This window comes from Bacillus massiliigorillae (genome assembly GCF_000380245.2).
GTDB lineage: Bacteria > Bacillota > Bacilli > Bacillales > DSM-1321 > Bacillus_AD > Bacillus_AD massiliigorillae.
Genome location: NZ_HG428741.1, coordinates 3,287,139 through 3,310,246 on the forward strand (window position 1 = coordinate 3,287,139; position 23,108 = coordinate 3,310,246).

19 protein-coding genes are annotated in these 23,108 nt (G+C 34.4%); 10 read left to right on the top strand and 9 right to left on the bottom strand.

What is annotated here, in order from left to right; genetic code table 11:
• Nucleotides 1–36: 36 nt before the first annotated feature.
• Nucleotides 37–1,170, bottom strand: a complete 1,134-nt coding sequence (locus TX86_RS15175; protein WP_042349687.1) for a DUF445 domain-containing protein — start codon at nt 1,168–1,170, stop codon at nt 37–39.
• A gap of 292 nt (nt 1,171–1,462) precedes the next feature.
• On the opposite strand from TX86_RS15175, the gene TX86_RS15180 reads away from it, so the two are divergent.
• Together TX86_RS15180 and TX86_RS15185 are read left to right on the top strand one after the other, a co-directional pair.
• Complete coding sequence (locus tag TX86_RS15180) at nt 1,463–2,341, top strand: PucR family transcriptional regulator (RefSeq protein WP_042349689.1); 879 nt, start codon at nt 1,463–1,465, stop codon at nt 2,339–2,341.
• Nucleotides 2,342–2,473: 132 nt separating this feature from the next.
• A complete protein-coding gene (locus tag TX86_RS15185; RefSeq protein ID WP_042349690.1) occupies nt 2,474–3,571 on the top strand; it encodes an ABC transporter ATP-binding protein in 1,098 nt (365 codons plus the stop codon).
• A gap of 484 nt (nt 3,572–4,055) precedes the next feature.
• On the opposite strand, the gene TX86_RS15190 is transcribed toward TX86_RS15185, so the two are convergent.
• The gene (locus tag TX86_RS15190; protein ID WP_042349691.1) at nt 4,056–4,298 is read right to left on the bottom strand and encodes a hypothetical protein; all 243 of its coding nucleotides are present in this window, start codon (nt 4,296–4,298) and stop codon (nt 4,056–4,058) included.
• Nucleotides 4,299–4,609: 311 nt separating this feature from the next.
• Here TX86_RS15190 and TX86_RS15195 point away from each other — a divergent pair, with 311 nt between their 5' ends.
• The 3 genes from TX86_RS15195 (at nt 4,610) to TX86_RS15205 (ending at nt 7,753) form a co-directional block, all read left to right on the top strand.
• A complete protein-coding gene (locus tag TX86_RS15195) occupies nt 4,610–4,822 on the top strand; it encodes an alpha/beta-type small acid-soluble spore protein (protein WP_042349693.1) in 213 nt (70 codons plus the stop codon).
• A 547-nt stretch (nt 4,823–5,369) separates the two neighbouring features.
• Entirely contained in the window at nt 5,370–6,239 is an 870-nt protein-coding gene (locus TX86_RS15200) for a cation diffusion facilitator family transporter (RefSeq protein ID WP_042349695.1), read from the top strand.
• Between the two features lie 392 nt (nt 6,240–6,631).
• Nucleotides 6,632–7,753 carry an ATP-binding protein gene (locus tag TX86_RS15205; RefSeq protein WP_042349696.1) on the top strand — a complete coding sequence of 374 codons (1,122 nt, stop codon included), beginning with the start codon at nt 6,632–6,634 and terminating at the stop codon, nt 7,751–7,753.
• A gap of 325 nt (nt 7,754–8,078) precedes the next feature.
• On the opposite strand, the gene TX86_RS15210 is transcribed toward TX86_RS15205, so the two are convergent.
• From TX86_RS15210 to TX86_RS26755, 3 genes are all read right to left on the bottom strand, one after another.
• A complete protein-coding gene (locus TX86_RS15210) occupies nt 8,079–8,939 on the bottom strand; it encodes a YitT family protein (RefSeq protein WP_042350527.1) in 861 nt (286 codons plus the stop codon).
• Nucleotides 8,940–9,410: 471 nt separating this feature from the next.
• The gene (locus tag TX86_RS15215; RefSeq protein ID WP_195892914.1) at nt 9,411–10,637 is read right to left on the bottom strand and encodes a dicarboxylate/amino acid:cation symporter; all 1,227 of its coding nucleotides are present in this window, start codon (nt 10,635–10,637) and stop codon (nt 9,411–9,413) included.
• 538 nt (nt 10,638–11,175) lie between these two features.
• A complete protein-coding gene (locus TX86_RS26755) occupies nt 11,176–11,349 on the bottom strand; it encodes a hypothetical protein (RefSeq protein ID WP_154663117.1) in 174 nt (57 codons plus the stop codon).
• A gap of 617 nt (nt 11,350–11,966) precedes the next feature.
• Between TX86_RS26755 and TX86_RS15220 the strand changes: the two genes are divergently transcribed.
• Nucleotides 11,967–13,349 (top strand): hemolysin family protein, encoded by a 1,383-nt coding sequence (locus TX86_RS15220; protein WP_042349699.1) that lies wholly within the window; start codon nt 11,967–11,969, stop codon nt 13,347–13,349.
• 456 nt (nt 13,350–13,805) lie between these two features.
• Entirely contained in the window at nt 13,806–15,116 is a 1,311-nt protein-coding gene (locus TX86_RS15225) for a hemolysin family protein (RefSeq protein ID WP_042349700.1), read from the top strand.
• 148 nt (nt 15,117–15,264) lie between these two features.
• Here TX86_RS15225 and TX86_RS15230 read toward each other — a convergent pair whose 3' ends face one another.
• Together TX86_RS15230 and TX86_RS15235 are read right to left on the bottom strand one after the other, a co-directional pair.
• The gene (locus TX86_RS15230; RefSeq protein WP_042350529.1) at nt 15,265–16,044 is read right to left on the bottom strand and encodes an undecaprenyl-diphosphate phosphatase; all 780 of its coding nucleotides are present in this window, start codon (nt 16,042–16,044) and stop codon (nt 15,265–15,267) included.
• Nucleotides 16,045–16,300: 256 nt separating this feature from the next.
• Nucleotides 16,301–17,701, bottom strand: a complete 1,401-nt coding sequence (locus TX86_RS15235) for an NAD-dependent succinate-semialdehyde dehydrogenase (protein WP_081707720.1) — start codon at nt 17,699–17,701, stop codon at nt 16,301–16,303.
• 231 nt (nt 17,702–17,932) lie between these two features.
• On the opposite strand from TX86_RS15235, the gene TX86_RS15240 reads away from it, so the two are divergent.
• The 3 genes from TX86_RS15240 (at nt 17,933) to nagB (ending at nt 21,467) form a co-directional block, all read left to right on the top strand.
• Nucleotides 17,933–19,276: a hemolysin family protein gene (locus tag TX86_RS15240; RefSeq protein ID WP_230203625.1), complete on the top strand. Its 1,344-nt coding sequence runs from the start codon at nt 17,933–17,935 to the stop codon at nt 19,274–19,276.
• 242 nt (nt 19,277–19,518) lie between these two features.
• Complete coding sequence (gene nagA / locus TX86_RS15245) at nt 19,519–20,706, top strand: N-acetylglucosamine-6-phosphate deacetylase (RefSeq protein ID WP_042349703.1); 1,188 nt, start codon at nt 19,519–19,521, stop codon at nt 20,704–20,706.
• Nucleotides 20,706–21,467 (top strand): glucosamine-6-phosphate deaminase, encoded by a 762-nt coding sequence (gene nagB, locus TX86_RS15250; protein WP_042349705.1) that lies wholly within the window; start codon nt 20,706–20,708, stop codon nt 21,465–21,467. Before nagA ends, nagB begins: the two co-directional genes overlap by 1 nt.
• 150 nt (nt 21,468–21,617) lie before the next feature.
• On the opposite strand, the gene TX86_RS15255 is transcribed toward nagB, so the two are convergent.
• Nucleotides 21,618–22,706, bottom strand: coding sequence for a DUF871 domain-containing protein (locus TX86_RS15255; protein ID WP_042349706.1), 1,089 nt, complete (start codon nt 22,704–22,706; stop codon nt 21,618–21,620).
• An 82-nt stretch (nt 22,707–22,788) separates the two neighbouring features.
• Nucleotides 22,789–23,088, bottom strand: coding sequence for a PTS lactose/cellobiose transporter subunit IIA (locus TX86_RS15260; RefSeq protein WP_042349708.1), 300 nt, complete (start codon nt 23,086–23,088; stop codon nt 22,789–22,791).
• Between the last annotated feature and the right edge of the window lie 20 nt (nt 23,089–23,108).

A 23,108-nucleotide genomic window follows, 5' to 3' on the forward strand; every position in this document is an offset into this window, starting at 1 on the left:
GCTGTCACTCCTTCTAATTAACATTGCTCACTCACGTTACACAAGTATAGCAATAACACCTTGAACTACACCAATTAAGCCACCTAATAAAGCACCTAAATACGTAATCATTCCTAATTCACTCTTCATAATAGACAATACCATTTCTTCAAGTCTTTCAACAGGAAATGCGTCAACTTGCCCCTTAACAATTCCTTGTAAATGCAATTTCTCCATAAATTGTTCTACATTATTTGAAATACCGTCAAAGAAAAGATCCATCGCACCCGGAATAATCCGCTCGTTAAGAATGTCAGCATTTTGCTCTACTACCTTACCAATCGGCATATTCAAGTACTGCTCTAATTGTAACATGTTAATGAGCTCCCGTTGCATAGGTGCAACGACTTTTTCTAATTCATATTGTTCATATACATATTCTACTTTACGGTCTTTCAAAGTATTCCATTCTTTACGGATTAATTCCGTTAGAAAATCCTTTGTACCTTCAGATTTAAGAAATTGAAGAATAGCCGGTTGAATTTTATCGACTAATTTTTCATTCTTCATAAACATTTGCAACATATTCCAAAGCATTCCTTTATCTTTAAAGAAATCCTCAATCATTTTCTCTAATTGCTTCTTACCTTCCATACTAGTAAAAAAATCATGACCCTTTTGCAAAATAAAATCTGATACATCCGGTAACTTTTCATCAACCACTTCAGATACTTTGCTCGGAAGAATCTCGTGAAGGCTAGCATTTTTATTATCAAAGTACCATGAAGATGCTTTAGTTGAAACAAAATTTACGATTTTCGCTTCTAATTGTTGTTGGGCATTCTTAAAACCTAATTTACCGATAGCTTCTTCGACTGTAATATCACTATACTGATACTGTTTAAGCTTATCTTGTAACCATCGAATAGCCTCACCACGAAATTGTGGCGTAAAAATCTTTTGTTTAATACTTTCTACTGTTAATAAATGTTCTACAACCATTTTCCCAAGTTGTTCCGCTAACTCCGCTCTTCGTTTCGGAATCAACCCTGGCGTAAAAGGCAACTTCTTACCAAATACATAAATGGGAAGATACGGTCTAAAAAGCATCTTAATAGCTAAATAATTTGTAAACCCACCAATGATTGCCCCAATAATAACCATAAATAGTATGGTGAGAAAGTTATTCATATTCATACCCCTTCAAGTCTATTTTTCAACTCTATTGTATACGTACAATATTATAGTACAAGCTACTGTAATAGCAAATAAAGGAATATACATATCTTTTACCACACTTATTTGATTGGTTGAATATAACAGTATGTTTGTTGAAGAAAGATAAATTATAATTTATTCAATATCGAAATTGTCTTATTCATTGATAGACTACCTGAAAAGCGAAACAACTAAAAATGATTGGAACACTTTCAAGACGAGCTCTTTTCAATAGCCATCAAATTCTAACCGTGAGGAATGAATCATGTTATTACAAAAACTTAAAAAACAATACCCTAGTGCTGTAGAAAGCGCACCACAAAACTTAACTCACCAATACTTTTGGGTTTCTACAGATGGAAAACAACTAGGAATCCCATTAGAAAACCTAACTTCTCAGGAACAAAAACTATTAACAACGCTTTTTAATGATTCAGCATTAGAGAATACTTTAAACATAACAGCCAGTCAAAAAAATTGGTATCAATTCTTCACTAAACAAAGTGAATTACCACTTACCAACTGGAAATATATACGCCTTATCTATTTTACAATTGCAGATGGGGACGTTTCATTAGTTGATTTTGAACAAGCAATACTGTCATTTTTCCATAGCGATTCCGTTCTTGTTTGGGAAAATAAAACGAGCGGTTATATTATTGAAGGAAAACATAGAAATCTGCTCGAGTTTCATGATTTCCCCAAAGTTATCAGTACTATTGAAAGCGATTTCTATAATACTGTACAAATATTCGTCGGAAACATTCATGAAGTATCTTATAGCTTGCTTACACATTTCAGTGCGGAAAATCAGTGCTTCGCTATCGCTAAGCAACATTGCTCGCATACAAAGCATCATTGTCTTAAGACCGTTTTCCCATATCTGTTATTGAACGGTATAATTCAACAAAAGGATTGGTATTTACAACAACTCCTTGGTGAAACGATTGATGATCAAGAGATAATTAAAACAGTCAAAACATATATCCAATTAAATCGTAATGCAACTCTTACTGCTAAGGAATTATTTATTCATCGTAATAGTTTACAATATCGCATCGATAAGTTCATCGAAAAAACCAATCTAGATATTAAAGATTTTCACGATGCTACGCTAGCATACTTGTGTATTTTACTGTTATGAAGTTATATCTGAATAACGATGCACAAAAAAGCGCTTTCACATTTTGTGCAATGTGAACATATCCACAAAACATGAATACGTTTACAATGAGCTTATAAACATTCCAAAACAGATTCTTGGAGGTATAACAACATGGCAGAATTACGTTTAGAAAATATTTATAAAATTTATGATAATAAAGTAACAGCAGTTGAGAATTTCAACTTACACATTGAAGACAAAGAATTTATCGTATTCGTAGGACCATCTGGTTGTGGTAAATCAACAACATTACGAATGATTGCTGGTCTAGAAGAAATCTCAAAAGGAGACTTCTTTATCGATGGTAAGCGTGTTAATGATACACCTCCAAAAGATCGTGATATTGCGATGGTGTTCCAAAACTACGCACTATATCCTCATATGTCTGTATATGATAATATGGCATTCGGCTTAAAGCTTCGTAAAATGCCAAAAGATGAAATTAATCGTCGTGTACAAGAGGCAGCAAAAATCTTAGGTTTAGAGGAGTACTTAGATCGTAAACCAAAAGCATTATCTGGTGGTCAGCGTCAACGTGTTGCATTAGGACGTGCAATTGTACGTGATGCAAAAGTATTCTTAATGGATGAGCCTTTATCAAACCTAGATGCTAAACTACGTGTTGCGATGCGTTCTGAAATCGCAAAACTTCATAAGCGTCTCGCGACTACTACTATTTACGTAACACATGACCAAACAGAAGCTATGACAATGGCAACACGCCTTGTAGTAATGAAAGATGGTATTATCCAACAAATCGGGACCCCGAAAGATGTTTATGAAAACCCTGAAAATGTATTCGTTGGCGGTTTCATCGGATCACCAGCTATGAACTTCGTAAACGGTACGTTAAAAGACGGATACGTACAATTCGAAACAACAAAACTGGCGATTCCTGAAGGGAAAATGAAAATATTACGCGATCAAGGGTATGTAAATAAAGAAATCATTATGGGTGTTCGTCCAGAAGATTTCCATGATGAGCCTTTATTCATTCAAGCTTCACCAGAGAGCAAAATCAGTGCGACAATCGAAGTTTCTGAATTAATGGGTGCTGAATTCATGCTTTACTCAAACATCGATGGTCAAAACTTCGTAGCGCGTGTTGATGCAAGAACGGTTGTTAAAGCTGGCGATGTCATCGAGATGTCACTTGATATGAACAAAGTACATTTCTTCGACAAAGAAACGGAATCACGTATTAGATAATAAGAAAAGCGCAAGTGCCCCGCATAGCTCCGTATGTGCTGGAGCCCGCTTCCTTAAGATAAAGGAAACACGAAGTGCTGATAAGCGAATCGATGTGGACTTATCGTAGGGAAGTTGGTGAAGCACACTAGGAGCTGGGCTCTGGAGCTAGACAATAAGAAAAACCGGCACCGGTCTTTTTTGATTATTGTTTATGCTCCTTGATTTACTCCCAATAAAAAAAGAGCTATGCGGCAGAAATAAGATGAGCTGGTCTTGAAAACCCGCTCTTGGTTTTCAAAACAGGTTGGCTTATTTCCGAGCATAGCAGGTGTAAGGTTAGACACCACAAAAAACCGGCACCGGTCTTTTTGATTAGAATTCACACTTTTTTTACTTCTAATCAAAAAAGCCATGCTCGTGTCATATTCGAGCATGGTAGGTGTATGGTTGGATTTATATCATTGCTCACTATTTTCTTCTTCCATAAACAAAAACTTTTTTCTTACTCTTCAATTACTACACTCTCTTCTCCACCACAGTTTTCACAGAAAAAGAAGTGAACACACTGATGTCTTTGAATGGAATCACTTACACCATCTACTTGTTTTAAAGTTTCAATATCTTCATATGCACTATAATTATCTAGATAATCCGTCAACTTTCCTTTATCTATCAAAACAGACTGACATTTATTACATGGTAATGATACTTGTTGTAAACCATTACATAACGGACAAATCGGCACATTACATCATTCCTTTTCCACACTTCGTTATATACATATTTTCAGTGAAATTACTCCATTCATACAAACCAGTAATTACCAACATATTTCTACTCTCCTATTACCATACTACTTATAAGAACTTAATATTTTGGGTTACATCATACAAAAGGATCAAGAGGCTTTTGTAGTATACATGACAATACTTCAATAGCTTACTAATGCTGGTGCAACTCCAGGTAACCCAACCATTATACGTTGAAGTATTTTAATGAATACATATGTCATGCATTGAAGCTTCAGCAAAAACATAAAAAAAGCGAGGGTTAATTATGCAAAACCAATCATCAGGAAATTCATCTAACCAATTAGTTGTTCAAGGAGCACAAGCTGCGATTGATTCTATGAAGTATGAAATTGCAACTGAGTTTGGTGTTACTCTTGGACCAGACGCAACTTCTCGTGCAAACGGGTCAGTTGGAGGAGAAATTACGAAACGATTAGTACAAATGGCTGAGCAACAATTAGGCGGAAGTTATAAATAATCAAGGAATAAACATTAAGGCTGTGCAGAAAGAAAAAACCTTTTTGCACAGCCTTTTAAGCTTTCGAAATGACAGAAATCCACATATAGCAGAATATTTTTGCTATTTTAATGCAATAGGATTTATATAGTTAAATCACTTACTTTCCCCATTTTCTCACTGCAGCTGTCCCAAAAGTATTCTTCAATCACTTTTAGTATAGCTTTCTTCACTTTAGAAGCTCTCCAAATTAATTATCAAAATCTCCGTATATTTTTACCTTACGCAACTTCTTTAGCTCCTATCAATAAGCCTGAAAGCACACAATACTTGTGGATATCACACACAATGTTTCTCTAGACACACATGAATTTCGTTTGTTATCTTTATTTAGCACAGAAAAAATCATAAGAAGTATTTATGAAAATTTTATTCTTCAATACTTGCCTATTGAAAACCATGTAACCTATTTAAGACAAGCCTAATAAATAATTATTAGGAAAGGATTGGAACAAAGAACATGCTCAACGACTGAAAATTCAGTCACGCCAGAAAGGAGGCGGACGAAATGACAAAGGACAAATCTCTTGAAAATTTAGCCCAAAAAGGAGCTTGGGTCAGTATAGCCGCATACATACTCATGTCGACAATTAAACTTTCAATTGGTTTCTTTGGTAATTCAGAAGGACTATGGGCCGATGGATTAAACAACTCCACTGATATCATCGCCTCTCTAGCTGTATTAATTGGCTTAAAAATTGCAGTTAAACCGCCTGATGAAGATCATTTATATGGACACACACGAGCTGAAACAGTAGCTTCACTAGTTGCGGCTTTTATTATGATGACAGTCGGAATAAGTGTTATTGCACAAGCTTTTCAGTCATTAGTCGATAAAGGAACCGAACAGCCTACTCTCATGACAGCAATCACAGCAGCTCTTTCAGCAATATTTATGATTGGCATTTATAAATACAATAAACAATTAAGCATTAAAACAAATAATGCTTCTTTATTTGCGATTGCAAAGGATAATCTGTCTGATGCACTTGTCAGTATTGGTGCCCTGGTAGGTATTATCGGTACTTGGATCGGGATTAATTGGTTAGATACCGTCGCTGCCATTATTGTTGGTTTTATTATTTGTAAAACAGCTTGGAGCATCTTCTTTGAAGCTTCACACAGCTTAACAGATGGCTTCGATAAAGAATTGCTAGCATCTATTAAGAACACCATCGCTACAACTCCTGGTGTGCTATATACATGCGATTTAAAAGGAAGAATGCATGGTAACGAGGTTTTAATCGAAGCTACTATTCAAGTAAATAAATCTTTGAATATAGTTGATAGTCATAATATTTCTGACAATGTAGAACATCGATTATTAGACAAACACGGTATACACCACGCTCTCATCCACGTTGAACCATTTTTATAATAAGAAAAAGCAAAATTAGTTCAAAAGACTAAATTTTATATCTGTTAACAATTTAAATAGAGTATTTATAATCATAAAGCAAGAACATTTTTTACAATAAGTGGTATAATTAATTTATAGCTCCGTTCAATTTATATTTATAAAATGATGGAGCTATTTGTATCTAGTAAAAAACTACTAACTTCAACTATTATTCTCCCACTCTTCAAAATTGCTAAGATACACTTACCAATTTATTCACCTTATTTCAGAAGAAAAATGTTATTATTTGTATAATCTATTCTTATTTTCATCAACTTACATTTTCAAAGAGTACAACTTATTTTTTATTTACTATTCTTCTCTTGAATAAGTTCAAACTATCTTATTTTAACAGGAGGTGTTTTTTAATAATGAATACAGAAAATGATATAATTGTTCAATTCTTGCAAAAACATGAAGAAGATATTTATGAAACTTGGAAAGATAAATTTACTTTTTCACCAGATGAATCTCTGAAGGATACAATATTGAGTAATTCTCGCGCAATCTACGCTCTATATTTATTAAAGTTACAACACTCAGAGATGGATTTAATAGAAGAAATAAAAGCATTATCTATGAAAATTGCATCAGAAAGAGTAAAAACCGGAGTACATATACGCAATGTTCTTGCCAACATTTCTACTGTAAAACAACAAATCGCAAACAGTATTAAGGAAAATTTCAAAGAGCTATCGAAAACCCATCAGTGGACCAGTGATTTAGAAACTATTTTCGATTCTTTAATATTTCATACAGCTTCTTACTTTGCTGACTTGCAAAATGAAATTATTCAAAAGCAAAATGAAATTTTATCCGAAGCTCACAAAGAACGTTTAACCTTACTTGGTCAAATGACCTCCAGCTTTGTTCATGAATTTAGAAATCCACTTACATCTATAAAAGGCTTTATTCAATTGTTGAAAGCTGATTACCCTGACTTACATTATTTAGATATTATATATAGTGAGCTTGAACAATTGAATACGAGAATATCTGAATTTTTGGCATTCTCTCGCAAAGGTGAAGTAGAACAAAAATTCATTGTTTTTTCATTAGATCGATTGATAGATGAAGTAATTACCTTTTTATATCCTAGTATTGTGGATATTAATGTTCACGTTGAAACTTTTGTAGAAAATGATATTTTCATTCTTGGACAACTTGAGGAAATTAGGCAAGTTTTATTAAACATTATATTTAATGCATTAGATGTGTTACATAATATACAAAATCCAACCATCACCATATCCAGCAAAAAAAATGAAGCAAATATTATTCAACTAATTATTACTAATAATGGACCTCGAATCAGCGAAGAGCTTATTGCAGATATTTTCAAGCCTTTTATGACAACAAAGGACATAGGAACAGGGCTAGGATTATTCGTATGCAAGCAAATTATTGAAAAACATAATGGAACATTAATTTGCGTATCTACCGAAACTAGTACATCTTTCATCATAACCTTACCAATTAGCCATTTTACATAAGTTAAGAAATAAGAAAAACCGGCACCGGTCTTTTTTGATTGATGTTTAAGCTCCTTGATTTACTCCCAATCAAAAAAGAGCTATGCGGGAGAAATAAGACGAGCTGTTCTTGAAAAACCGCACTTGGTTTTCAAAACAGGTTGGCTTATTTCCGAGCATAGCAGGTGTAAGGTTAGACACCACGCAAAATTATATGCTTTCTTATCTTTTAAAAAAGAGACTGTCAGAAAAAGCAACTCTTCTGACAATCTCTTTTCGACTATGACATAAAAAACGAACTGTAATTACAGCACATCATTTTGCACTACAACTACTAAGTTTTTAATTAATGAATATTACGTTTTTTGAAATTCCCTCCCCTAACTTCTACTACATCATAGACTGTAACAAAAGCTGTAGGATCAATTTCTTGAATAATTTGTTTCATTTTGCTTTCTTCCAAACGGTTAATGACACAAGTAATTTCTTTGAATTGCTGATGAGAATAGGCACCCTGAACAATATTATACGTTGCACTTCGTCCTAAACGATCACGTATTGTCTCTACCATTACATCGGGTTCATTTGTAATAATTTTAAAGCTTTTAGAACCACTTAAACCTTCTTCAACAATATGAATTACTTTAGAAGCAATAAAGTAAGCAATGGCTGACAGTAATGCCCCTTGTAATCCGAACACGGTTGAAACAACAATAAAAACAAATGCGTTCAAGAACAGAATTAAATCACTTGTACCAAACGGTAATTTGCGAGAAAGTAATACAGCGAACATATCAATTCCATCAAGTGCCCCACCATTACGCAAAGCAATACCCATACCAAAACCGATAATAATACCACCAACAACAGTTACTAGCAATGTATCCCCATGTATAATTGTTGGTACTCCGTGCATTAGAACAGTTCCAGCCGCTAGTGAAACAATACCTATTATTGAATTAATAGCGAAACTTTTACCAATTTGCTTATATCCTAAAAATATAAACGGAATATTAAGTACAGCGATTAGAATTCCTAATGGTATATTTAATACCCTTGAGGCAACGATACTAAGACCTGTCACGCCACCGTCTGATACATTATTTGGGATTAAGACTGCCTCTAATCCATATGCCGCAATCAATCCTCCAAGAATAATTATTAAAACTCTCAAAGTCTTTACTATCCATTTATGTTTACGATTCATAAAATACACCCAATTCCTCTTTTAAAAACTAGAAGTCCTTTATTTATACGTACAACTGTTATCCCTCGATCTTGTATATTCTGGATTGTTTCATTCCTTATGGTATCCAACAAACCATCCTCCCTATTGTTAAATATATTTTGAAAACCGTTACCGGTCCTTTTTAAGGTATGTATTCACTTCTTTAGTTTTCTAACTTTCTTTTAAAAGAAAAGTGATTGATTCAGGATTATTTTTATCGCGCTTTACTTTGTTTTGAACAGAAATAAATTCTATCATCTGAAGAGTTCGAAAATAAAGAAGGAAAATGAAAAGCATGCATATTATGTAGACATTATTTTGATAATATGCCATTTATAATGATAACGTAATTTTATGGACAGCGAAACCCATTTGCTTTATTTCAAAAAAGGGCTATCTGAAAAGTGTTTTTTAAATCACATTTCGTTCGCCCTTTTACGCTTTTATTATTTACGATTTACTTTTTGCTTCTCTTCTTTTCTCTTGTTCAGAAATAATTAATGCGCAAGCTGCATCTCCAGAAGTGTTTAGTGCCGTTCTTGCCATATCTAATAAACGATCAATCCCTAAGATTAAACCTATTCCTTCTACCGGCAAGCTTACTGATGATAGTACCATCGCTAACATAATTAGCCCGACACCTGGCACTCCGGCTGTACCAATACTTGCTAATACTGCTGTTAAAACAACTGTAAGCATTTCTACACTTGTTAAATCTACGCCATATACTTGAGCAATAAAGATGGTAGCAACACCCTGCATAATAGCTGTTCCATCCATATTAATTGTAGCTCCAAGAGGCTGAACGAAACTACTGATGGATTCTCTAACTCCTAAGTTCTCTTGAGCTGTCTCCATCGATAACGGAAGCGTTGCACTACTACTTGACGTACTGAAAGCAACCGCCATTGCTGGAGCAAAGCCCTTCAGAAACCAAATTGGATTCTTCTTCGCTAGGAAGTAGACGGCTCCTCCATAGGTAACCATGCCATGAATAAGTAAGGCTATGACAACTACCACCATATAAAGAATCATCGCTTTCATCGCGCTCAACCCTTGACTTCCAACAGCGGTAGCAATTAAACCAAAAGTTCCATAAGGAGCAAGCTTCATTACTAAATGAACAAGATACATCATCAATTCATTTCCTTGCTCAACTAAATCTAAAATCCCTTTTGTTTTCTTTCCTAGCGCAGTTAAGGCGAAGCCTATTAATACAGACATTGCGATTACTTGCAACATATTTCCTTCCATTAAAGCAGCAAATGGATTTTTGGGGATAATATTCAATAAAGTATTGCCCACAGGTGGAGCTTCTGCTGCTGTAAAAGTAGCATTCGATAAATCAAACTCTCCCTTTGTTCCCGGAGAAATAACAATTGCAATTGTCATCGCAATCACAATCGCAATAGCTGTTGTAACTAAAAAGAAAAGGATTGTTTTCAAACCAATTCTTCCAAGCTTTTTCGGATCACCTAGACCCGCAGTTCCTAAAATGATAGAAAATAAAACAATTGGTACAACAAGCATCGATATAATATTGATAAAGAATTTCCCAACTGGATTAAATAAATACGCATTGAAATATTCAAATAGTTCAGGAGAAAAAATATTTAATCCTAAACCCACTACCGCCCCTAAAATAAGCGCAATAATGATTTTGGTTGTTAAGCTCATTTGCTTCATTTGCATCGTCCTTTTCTATTTATTAAAGGTGTAAATTGGAATAATTTTCGCACGATTCTATCTGAGCCTTACAATAAAGAGCATTTGTACTTTCAAATCATGGTTTAATATCACATAAAGAAATGAAGTAAAAAACTACCAAATATGCAGATAGTCGTCATTTTGTCCTATTTAGGTTCCTTTAATTCTTGTGAATACTTTCTGCTGCTTTATGAGGTAGTTTATTTTTTTAGAGGAGATGTGCTTTGTAACAACGGTGCTCCAAGTATAAGAGTTGTATAATATGCATAATTTATTCATCCTTAGCATACTCTATTATACATAAAAACCAATACATTCATAAAATGTAATCTCTTCCAACTGTTTCCCCTTGAGTTATACTTCTTTAATTAGTATACTGAAAACATTTTTCGTTTTAATAAAATCAAAAAAAACCTTTATATTACTGATTTAATCAGAAATATAAAGGTTTTTCTATTTTTACAATATAATAATGACTTCTTATAGTATCAAACCTATGATGTATTCACTAACTTAAATATTTATGCAGAGCATCTTTCTTTTCTTCAAAACAAGAATCATGTAATATAATAGTAGGCTTTGAATCGTGGTTAAACAAAGTGCGAATTACTTCATATCGTGATATTGTTTTTTCCACTTTAATTCCTTTTAACTGAAGCTTCTTCATTATATCGTCAATCAACTTGCTCACCCCTTTTGATTACGAATAAATTGATCTACATATACATACGTGTAAGAATTTCCCCTTATATAATCCATTACATTCATGCATTTAAAACGAATTAACTATAATCACTTCCACTGATGTTTCAAAAAATATTATATTTGTAAGCACTTTATTATCTTCATACTTCTATAATAAAATATAAATGTGAAGCATTTATGAAAATACAGCATTTTTATAAAAAAATTATTTTTTATAAAAAAGTCAGAATTATATAAAAATTAAATCAGTAAGAAAATACCGCTACTATTCTAGAAAATCGCCTCATATACTGAATATACCCTGATTTTCAACTTTCAGTAAGTTTGACTGACCGTTCAAATTTTTCTATAATTATCTTAATCTTACGAGTTATGTAGAGGTGATGTTGATGGGGCAGTTATGAACGTTAATAACACTCACTTAAATAGAATTAGAGAAAATTCTCTTAACCTTGAATCTAAGTATAGAACACATCATTAACTTCATGCATTTTTATATCTTAGCATCTAGGTGTTGTATTGAAAATTAGTAAGATTTTATTATTTCAGGAGGTGACTCCTTTCTCGTTATAATGGCGGGATAAGGAAAAATATTTGGACGACATATTAAACTTGGTTATCTTGGCCCTGTTAATTGCTTTAACAGCATTTTTCGTAGCCTCAGAATTTGCCATAGTAAAAGTAAGAAGCACGCGTATTGATCAGCTTGTAGAAGAAGGTAAGGCCGGTGCATTAGCTGCCAAAAAAGTAATTAGTCATTTAGATGAATATCTATCTGCCTGCCAGTTAGGTATTACTGTAACAGCTCTAGGTCTTGGTTGGATTGGAGAAAAGAGTATAGAAGCCATTCTACACCCTCTGTTCACACAATTGAACATTCCATCATCAGCAACAACCGTACTTTCTTTCGTACTATCTTTCTCCATTGTTACATTTTTACACGTTGTAGTTGGAGAGTTAGCACCAAAAACACTTGCAATTCAAAAAGCTGAAACAATTACTTTATTAGTAGCGAAACCTTTAGCTCTTTTTTATAAAGTGATGTTCCCATTCATCTGGGTTTTAAATGGTTCCGCTCGTTTAGTAACAAAAGCATTTGGATTAAAGCCAGCTTCTGAACATGAAATAGCTCATACTGAAGAAGAATTACGAATCATTCTGTCAGACAGTTACAAAAGCGGAGAAATTAACCAATCCGAATTCAAGTATGTAAACAAAATATTTGAATTCGATGATCGTATCGCCAAAGAAATAATGGTGCCACGAACAGAAGTTATTACTTTATCAAAAGACAATACACTTGAATACGCCTTCTCAGTCGTTAAAGAAGAGAAGTTCACTCGTTATCCTATCATTGATGGTGATAAGGACCATGTTATTGGTATGGTCAATGTGAAAGAGCTATTCACATTTATGATTTCTAATGATGATTATAAGGATCAGTCCGTTGAACCTTTAGTCCGACCTATTATTCGTATCATCGAAACTGTTCCTATTCATGATTTGCTACTTAAAATGCAGAAGGAACGCATTCATATGGCAATCTTAATGGACGAATACGGCGGAACATCAGGATTAGTTACTGTTGAAGATATTATCGAAGAAATCGTTGGAGAAATTCGTGATGAATTTGACCTTGATGAAGTAGCTGAAATTCGAAAAATGGCAGACAATCATTATATTATTGATGCGAAAGTGTTAATTAGCCAAGTAAATGATTTGTTTGGAATTGATATTTCTGATGAAGATATAGATACAATTGGTGGCTGGTTCTTAACAGAGAATTATGAAGCGAAAAAAGGTGATGTTCTCTCCTATGAAGGCTTTAACTTTCAAATTCTCGAAATGGAAGACCACCATATTCAATATATAGAAGTTACAAAAGCAGTCAAAGAGATTTCAATTGAAACTCAACCACAAGAACAATCGCAATCTGAAAAGATTCCATTGACTCAAAAAACGGAAGTTGTATCCTAAAATATAATGTGATAATGCCCAGCGATTTTATGAATTCGCTGGGCATTATTTTTTTAGAAAACATTACAAATTATGGGATATTACTTTAGTCATCCGCCCATACTACAACTATATAACTTTCAACTAAGGAGAGATTCACTTGAAGTATATTGAATTATGCCAGCATTGTAGAGGAAAAGGAAAGGTTCCATTTTTACAAATCTTTAATAAGTCTTGCCCATCTTGCAAAGGTAAAGGAAGAACAGTTACTAGTCTACCTTCTCGAACTCTTTAGTCCGCATTTTGTTTTATCAAAATAGAAATTTTAGACTTTTCAGTATCCAATAATATAATTTCCTCCGTATAAAGATTATACTAATAATATGGTTTTAATTTTTCATTAAAAGGTTACATATTAGTATTAACATCCAGGAGGTGAAAGGAAGACTGTATTTTTCAACAGTCTTCTTTGAAGAAGTGATTATCGTTAACATTGCATTAGTGGCATTTCTTATCATTTGTACTTCGTTTTTCGTTATAACGGAATTTGCCATCATAAAAGTACGCCCAACTCGAATAGACCAATTAATTGCTGAAGGAAATAAAAAAGCGATTTCCGCTAAAAAAGTTATTTCTTCATTAGATGAATATTTATCAGCGACACAATTGGGCATTACAATCGCTTCTTTAGGATTAGGTTGGTTAGGGGACCCTACTATTCAAGCACTCCTTGCTCCCCTATTAAATAAATTAAATATACCCGAATCTGCTACACATGCCATTTCGTTCGTCATCGCATTATCTTTAATGACGTTTCTTTCCGTTGTTCTAGGTGAATTAACACCAAAAACATTTGCCATCCATAAAGCGGAAGCAGTCACATTACGTATAGCTAAACCTATTATTATATTTCACAAGGTGATGTACCCCTTTATAAAAATATTAAATAGTTCAGCTAATTTGATTGCTCGTTCGTTCGGATTAAAGCCTGCATCAGAAGGGGAAATGGCTCATTCCGAAGAAGAATTGCGTATTATCTTAACAGAAAGCTACGAAAAAGGACAAATTAATCAATCAGAATATAAATATGTAGATCGCATATTTGATTTTGATAATCGTATTGCAAAAGAAATCATGGTTCCTAGAACAGAAATCATAAGTATATCTATTGATGATAGTTGGGATGACATATTTTCAAAGTTACAGCATGAAAGATATACAAGATATCCTGTCATAGACGGTGATAAAGATTCTATCGTCGGCGTTGTTCATTTAAAAGATTTAATTTCAGTTGCTATGGAGTCTGATCGTTCTTCTATTCAGCTAGATGATTACATCCACCCAATCATTTCAGTGATTGAGACAATTCCAATTAATGACTTACTTATTAAAATGCAAAAAGAACGAAATCATATGGCATTACTTTTCGATGAATATGGTGGAACTGCAGGAATAGTAACAGCTGAAGATATTATTGAAGAAATTGTAGGAGAAATTCGTGATGAGTTCGATATAGATGAAATTCCTGAGATTCGTAAAATAGCAGAAAATCATTATATTGTAGATTCTAAGCTACTACTTGAAGAATTGAATACTGTTTTATCAACTGACCTAGAAGAAGAAGGCATTGATACAATCGGTGGTTGGCTCCTAACAAAGGAGTATGACCTTCATCTTGGAGATTCTATTGAAGATAGCGGTTATATCTTTACCGTAAATCAAATGGATGGACATCATATTCAATATATTGAAATAAAAAAAGACATTACAAATAACGAAAATATGTGATTTTAATCACGTATTTTCATATCAAAAGAGGTTGTTAATCAAACAACCTCTTTTTGATTTTCAACTTGTTAAAACATCCTCAATTGGGTATTGAACGGTCTCTTGCTTTTTCACAGCATATAGAAAAGAAATCAGCTATCAAAAACCGTTAAAATTTCCCCATATATTGCATTATCAAAATGAAAATACCAAGAATCCATACATAAATTGCAAATATCTTCAATGAATGATTCTTCAAGAAATGTATCATCCACTTAACCGCTATATAGCCAAAAATTGCAGATGAAAGGATTCCAATTAACAAAGCACTAATCGAAATCTGCTCTCCCTTTCCTTCAAACAAATCAAACATTTGTAAAACAATCGCCCCAACAATAGCAGGAGTAGATAATAAAAAAGAGAAGTAAGCAGCTGTTTCACGATCTAACTTTCGTATTAATGCAGCCGCAATTGTAAAACCCGATCTTGAGATAGCAGGAAATATAGCCGCAGCTTGAAAGGCGCCAATAAATAGTGCATCACCATAAGTAATATCATTCATTTTTTTTCGACCTTGCTGGATATTCTCTGCAAACCAAAGAAAACAGCCTGTAAGAAGGAATTCCCATCCGATGGTTACACCCGTTTTCGAAATCGCATCAAAGTAATCTTTAAAAGCAAAGCCAACCACGACCGCAGGAATTGTTCCGACTACTAACAGCCAAGTTAACTTTCCAAAAGGATTCTTTAGAATAGCTATAAATTCATGTTTATAAAATACAAAAACCGCTACTAATGTTCCAATATGCAGCATCGTATCCAGCGTCAAACCTGCTTCTTGCAAATTAAACATATGCCGCCCTAAATATAAATGTCCGGTACTACTGATCGGTAAGAACTCTGTCAGCCCTTGAACAATCCCTAATATAAAAGCTTCTAATTTACTCAACATCGCTTTCATCCTTTTTCATTATTCATTTCATCTTCAATATCCATGAAAAAATAAGGAGTGAAATATCATGTAAGGACATGAGCAATTTAGGATTATTTTATAAAAATTACTAAAGCTAGAAATATATATGATGGACAATAAACTGTTACGTTTATACATGTTTAAAACACGATGATTTCATTAAGAGTGGAGATATATGAAGAGATGATATTAGAAAGCCAAAACCATTCTATGATTTTGGCTTTCTGACAAACTATATTTTCAAAGAGATATATTTAATTTCTAAATATTCCTCAATTCCATACTTACCGCCTTCTCTGCCAATACCGCTTTCCTTCATACCTCCAAACGGTGCTTGAGCTACGGAAGGTAATCCATCATTTAATCCAACGATTCCATACTCAAGCCCTTCCGCGATTTTAACTGCATTAGATATATTCTGCGTGAAAATATAGGCTGCTAATCCATAAGGCGTATTATTGGCACGCGCAATGACTTCTTCTTTCGTTTTAAATGTCGAAATCGGTGCTAAAGGACCAAAGGTTTCTTCATTCATACATAACATATCATCTTGCGCTTTCCCAATTATGATTGGAGAAACGAATAATCCCGTTTGATTAATCGAAGACGTTAATAGTTCAGCACCTTTATCCATTGCATCTTCAACATGTTCATGTAATTTATTAACAGCATTTTCATCAATTAAAGGCCCAACTGTAACACCTTCATCTAGTCCATTACCTACCTTCAATTCGCTAACTTCTGCTACCATTTTCTTAGAAAATTCCTCGTAGATGTTTTCGTGAACAAAAACACGATTTGTACAAATACATGTTTGTCCAGCATTTCGATATTTCGATTGAATAACAGCTGCTACAGCATCATCAATGATTGCATCTTCCATAACGATGAATGGTGCATGACCTCCAAGCTCTAATGAAACCTTCTTCATTGTGTCCGCACTATCCTTCATTAATTGCTTTCCTACTTCAGTAGAACCAGTAAAAGATACCTTCCTTACACGACTATCCTTCATCCACGCTTCTGAAATAGCTTGCGCACTTCCTGTTACAACATTGATTGCTCCTTTATCAATTCCAGCCTCATACGCTAATTCCACCAGCTTAATAGCGGTTAGTGGAGTTAGTTTCGCAGGCTTAATTACCGCAGTACAACCTGCTGCCAATGCTGGCGCAACTTTTCTTGTAATCATTGCAGCTGGGAAATTCCAAGGCGTAATAGCTGCAATAACTCCAACTGGTTGCTTCAATACAAGAATACGTTTAGATGGATCACTAGCAGGAATTGTATCTCCATATATACGTTTACCTTCTTCTGCATACCATTCAACGAAGCTATTCGCATATGCGATTTCACCTAATGCTTCCTTATAAGGCTTTCCTTGCTCCATTGTCATCATTTTAGCTAATTCTTCTTTATTCGCCTCTATTAAATCAAACCATTTTCGTAATAATGTCGCCCGCTCTGCTGCTGTTTTTTGCGACCATGTTAAGAAAGATTCATGTGCAGCATCAACTGCCGCTCTTGCCTCCTTCTCTCCCCCATTTGGTACTGTAGCTATTTGTTCACCCGTAGCAGGATTTGTTACAACAATACTTGTCTCACTAAACACTTCTTGTCCATTAATTAGCATGCCTACAGTTTCCATAAGCTAATACCCCCAATTATTAATTTCACCGGTACATATTCTAACAATTCCGATATTTACATTATACCAATCGAACAAACATCATGCCGCTATGTATTAATCTTCAAGCAACCATTTTACTTTTTAATATATGCAACAACATTTGCAAAAAATGAATAGTTTATTTTTCGTATGGTTATGATTTCATTGGGCAAAATCAAAACAAGAAGATGAACTATGCTTCTAGGAGGAGGTAACTGGACATTCCTTGTTATGATTAATATTCTAATCATCATATTATTACTAGCATTTACAGCATTTTTTGTTGCTTCTGAATTTGCAATAGTTAAAGTAAGAAGTACAAGAATTGACCAATTATTAGCAGAAGGAAACACTAAAGCAATCGCTGCGAAAAAAGTTATTTCTTCACTAGATGAGTATTTATCAGCCTGTCAATTAGGTATTACACTTACATCACTCGGACTTGGTTGGTTGGGCGAGCCAACTGTTGAACATATGCTAAAGCCTTTATTTGAAAGTATTTCTGCAAATGAAGCATTAACGACTTTTTTATCCTTTTCAATTGCATTTACAACGATTACATTTTTTCATGTTGTTATTGGAGAGCTCGCACCAAAAACACTAGCCATTCAAAAAGCAGAAGCTGTTACATTAAATTTTTCAAAACCTCTTATTTGGTTTTATCGAATCTTATTCCCATTTATTTGGATTTTAAATCACTCAGCAGCATTTATTATCGGGATTTTCGGTTTAAAGCCTGCCTCCGAACATGATATGGCACATTCCGAAGAAGAATTGCGAATTATTCTGTCTGAAAGCTTGAAAAGCGGTGAAATAAATTCAGCAGAATATAAATATGTGAATAAAATTTTTGAGTTTGATGAAAGAATTGCAAAAGAAATTATGGTTCCTCGAACCGAAATTGTTACCGTCAACAAAGAGCACTCCCTTCAAGATATTATGGAAGTTGTGCTTCGAGAGCGGTATACTCGCTATCCGGTTGTGGATGGTGATAAAGATAATATTGTAGGCATTATTAATATGAAAGAAGTATTATCCAGCTTCATTATGCAAGATAAACAAATCGTTCAATCGATTGAGCCATATATTCATCCTGTTATCGCTGTGATTGAAACAATTCCCATTAATGATTTGCTTATTGCACTACAGAAGAATCATTCCCATATGGCAATCCTTTTCGATGAATATGGTGGAACTGCCGGACTTGTAACTGTAGAGGATATTCTTGAAGAAATTGTTGGAGATATTCGCGACGAATTTGACGCTGATGAACTTCCTGATATTCGTAAAATAAGTGATCACCATTATATATTTGATGCAAAAGTATTAATAGGTGACGTTAACGATTTACTTGGCACAGACTTATTAGAAGATGAAGTCGATACGATAGGTGGATGGTTTCTCACCCAAAAATACGATGTTGTACAAGGAGATCAAATTGAAGAAGATGGCTTTGTATTCATCGTTAAAGAGATTGATGGTCAACATATTCTATTTATAGAAGCACAGAAAAAGTATGAAGAACCGGAACCGATATAGCGGGAACGGTTTTTCTTATGGTTAAATGTTACATCATTGTTTTCAGCTCAAATGCTTATACTAAAAGTATTAAATAACAGAACAAAAGGTTAACATCTAAATAAATTTGTTACCTTACGGAAGAAAAGGACTAAATTCCCACCACCACTGGTATAGACAACTAGTTATATATACAGTTATGATAGTAGTGTAGATAAAAAACTAAAACACTTACAAAGTGTATTCATATAGGGAGGATTTCCATGAATCACATCCTGTTCAAAAATGCTGACATATATTTAGAAAATGAAGTATTAGAAAATGGTTATGTACTAATTACAGATGACAAAATCACTGAAATTGGTTCAGCTGACCAATTAGAAAACAAAACATTTGATAACACAGAAATCATCACTTTAGAAAAAGGAACAAAAATCGTTCCTGGTTTCATCGACGTTCATATTCATGGTGCTGGCGGAGCTGACACAATGGATGGTACGCATGAAGCATTACGTACAATGGCAACTCATTTACCACAAGAAGGAACTACAAGCTTTCTTGCTACAACAATGACACAATCGCCAGAAAACATCGTGAACGCATTGCGCAATGCAGCATCTTATCAAAAAACAGAAAACCATCGTGGAGAGGCAGAAGTAATCGGACTTCACCTAGAAGGACCTTTCATCAATCCTGCTAAAAAAGGTGCACAGCCTGAAGAATACGTTTTAGAACCAAATATTACCACTTTCCAAGAATGGCAAAAAGAAGCAGACGGTACAATTAAGCTTGTAACTGTTGCTCCAGAAATGCCAAACGGAATGGAATTCGTGAAGTACTTAGCTGAGAACGAAGTTACAGCATCAATTGGTCACACTGATTCAACATACGCTGATGTAAAAAACGCTGTTGAAGCTGGTGCAACACAAGTTACCCATCTATATAACGGTATGCGTGGTCTTCATCATCGTGAGCCAGGTACTGCTGGTGCAGCTCTTTTATTTGATGAATTAAAAGTAGAATTAATTTCAGACGGCATCCATATTTGCCCTGAAATGATTCAACTAGCAATCCAAGCAAAAGGTACAGATGGAGCACTATTAATTACAGATGCTATGCGTGCAAAATGCTTGAAGAATGGTATGTACGAATTAGGCGGACAGCCAGTTATCGTAGGCGATGGCAGAGCAACGCTTGAAGATGGAACACTTGCTGGAAGTATCCTAAAAATGATTGATTCTGTTAAAAATATGCTTTCATTTACGGATTTAAACCTACATGATCTAATCAAACTCGCTTCAGCAACTCCAGCGAAACAAGCTAGAGTATTCGATCGTAAAGGTAGCATCGAAGTAGGTAAAGATGCCGACATCGTAATTTTAAATAATGACATTAATATCGAAATGACAATTTGTCGTGGAAAAATTGCTTATAAAAAGGATGAGAACTAATGACAGCACTACAATCTAAAGTAAATACGAAAGTATTTGAAATAATTCACGCTGAAAACTACGAAGAAATGAGCCGTATCGCTGCAAAAAGAATGATCGGACTTGTTAAACGTAAACCAAATGCCGTATTAGGCTTAGCAACTGGTAGCACTCCAGAAGGCTTATACAAATTATTAATCGAAGACCATAAAGAAAATGGTACTTCATACAAAGGTGTAAAAACAGTTAACCTTGATGAGTACATGGGATTAGATCGCAATGACAAAAACAGCTATTTTACATTCATGAGAGAACACTTATTCAATCATATCGATGTAAACTTAGACAACACTAATGTTCCTAACGGAATGGCTACTAACATGGAAGAAGAAGCAGTACGCTACGAAAACTACATCCATGAAATTGGCGGAGTTGACCTTCAAATCCTTGGAATTGGTCACAACGGCCACATCGGCTTCAACGAACCAGGAACTTCTTTTGAAAGTAAAACTCATGTTATTGAATTAGCTGAAAGAACTCGCGAAGCTAACGCTCGCTATTTCAACAGCATGGATGAAGTTCCAACACACGCTATCACAATGGGTATCCAAAGCATCATGGATAGCGAAGAAATCATTCTTCTTGCATCAGGTGCATCTAAAGCAGAAGCAATCAAACGCCTAGTATGCGGAGAAATTACTGAAGATTTCCCAGCATCAGCACTTCGCCTACACAGCAAAGTAACAATTATTGCTGACGAAGAAGCTTTATCATTAATCTAATGAATTGTGGCAACTCCTTTCATTATTGTTGGGAGTTGTCTTTTTTTATTTTTTTCGATGCTCATATATTCCATCCCCTGCTCATACTTCTCTTCTCTTCTCTTATTACAAAAAGCCGCTGAGAAAATATTTTCTCAGCGGCTTACAATTTTACTCTTCAATTTTCATTTCGAAGTAGTCCCAAGGTTTGATGTAATCTAGTAAATAAACTTCTTCATCTACAATTTTACCAATTACATTTTTACGACCATCATTTTTCATTGGCAGACGAGCAATTTGAAGTTCACCTTTATACTGACCAAAATCATTATTTCCTACTAACACATCACCTTTTTGAATATCATATGTGTTGTGATTCGGGAAAGATTCTGCTTTGTATTTTACACGGCTTTGTGTAGAGCGGATTAAATACTCTGATACATCACCACGGTTGAAGTGAGTTTCTTTCTCTACAATTAACTTTTCTAACTCAGATGCTTCTTTATTCATACGTACACGGAACGCTAACTTATTCGGATTCATTTCACTTAAAGCTTTTAGTTCTTCTTCAGAAGCATATGCATTTCCGATTAATACATCATCTACTAAATCAGTTGCAAATAAGTGCTTCGCTTGCGTTACGATTGGCAAAGTACGGTGTTGCTCTAATGTACATAAACCATCGCCTACTGGCCAAGGACCAAATGTTGCTGCTGAAGATGTAACAAATGCAGCTACTCTAATATTATGCTTTCTAAACAACTCTGATGTTTCAACAAAATGCTTGTATGAAAGCCCTGTGTATTCTTGCGGATAAAAGTTATGACAACCAATTAAATTATCTCTATTTGGACCATAGCTTAAGATTTGCTCTAAATATTTCGTACCACTACTGATATTAATTTCGATTTTTAATCCATAAGGGTTGTGCGTCATTAATGCTTCTTTTTGACCACCAAAGCCTTCATCTAAACGGATACCTGTCGCTCCCATTTGTGCGAAAAGCTCTAAGTTATCATATGATACATCAAGTGCTGGGAAGACGTGAGGAGCTACGTCAAGGATTACTTCCATACCTTCATTACGTGCGTGCGTAATAATATCTGTGAATTCCTCAACAATTTCTTCTTTACTTCCTTGAACAGAAAGAAGACACGTAAAAATACGTTTGAATCCGTATTTTGCAGCCAGTGAAATATATTCTTTATCTTTTTCTCTCGTACTATGTTCAGGATAAATAGAAATACCTAATTTTCTCATTCAAAACACTCCAAATACTCTTATATTTTTTATAAGAAAAGGCGAAGAACTTAATCCTCGCCTTTTTGTGAATCAATTTAAATTACTTGATTCGTTTGTATAGCTCTACCATTTCAGCCGCAAGATCTTTTAAAGTCATTGCTGTCATTAAGTGATCTTGTGCGTGGATTAGAAGGATTGAAACCTCGGATTTTTCACCGCGAGCTTCACCTTGGATTAAAGCTGTTTGAGATTTATGTGCATCACCAAGTGATTGTGTTGCTTCTTCAATATATTTCTCAGCTACTTCAAAGTTGCCTTTTTTCGCTTCTTGAATTGCTTCCATAGCAATACTTCTTGCATTACCACTATGAAGAATAATATTCATAATAATTGTTTCCATGATTAATCCCCCTGTTAAAT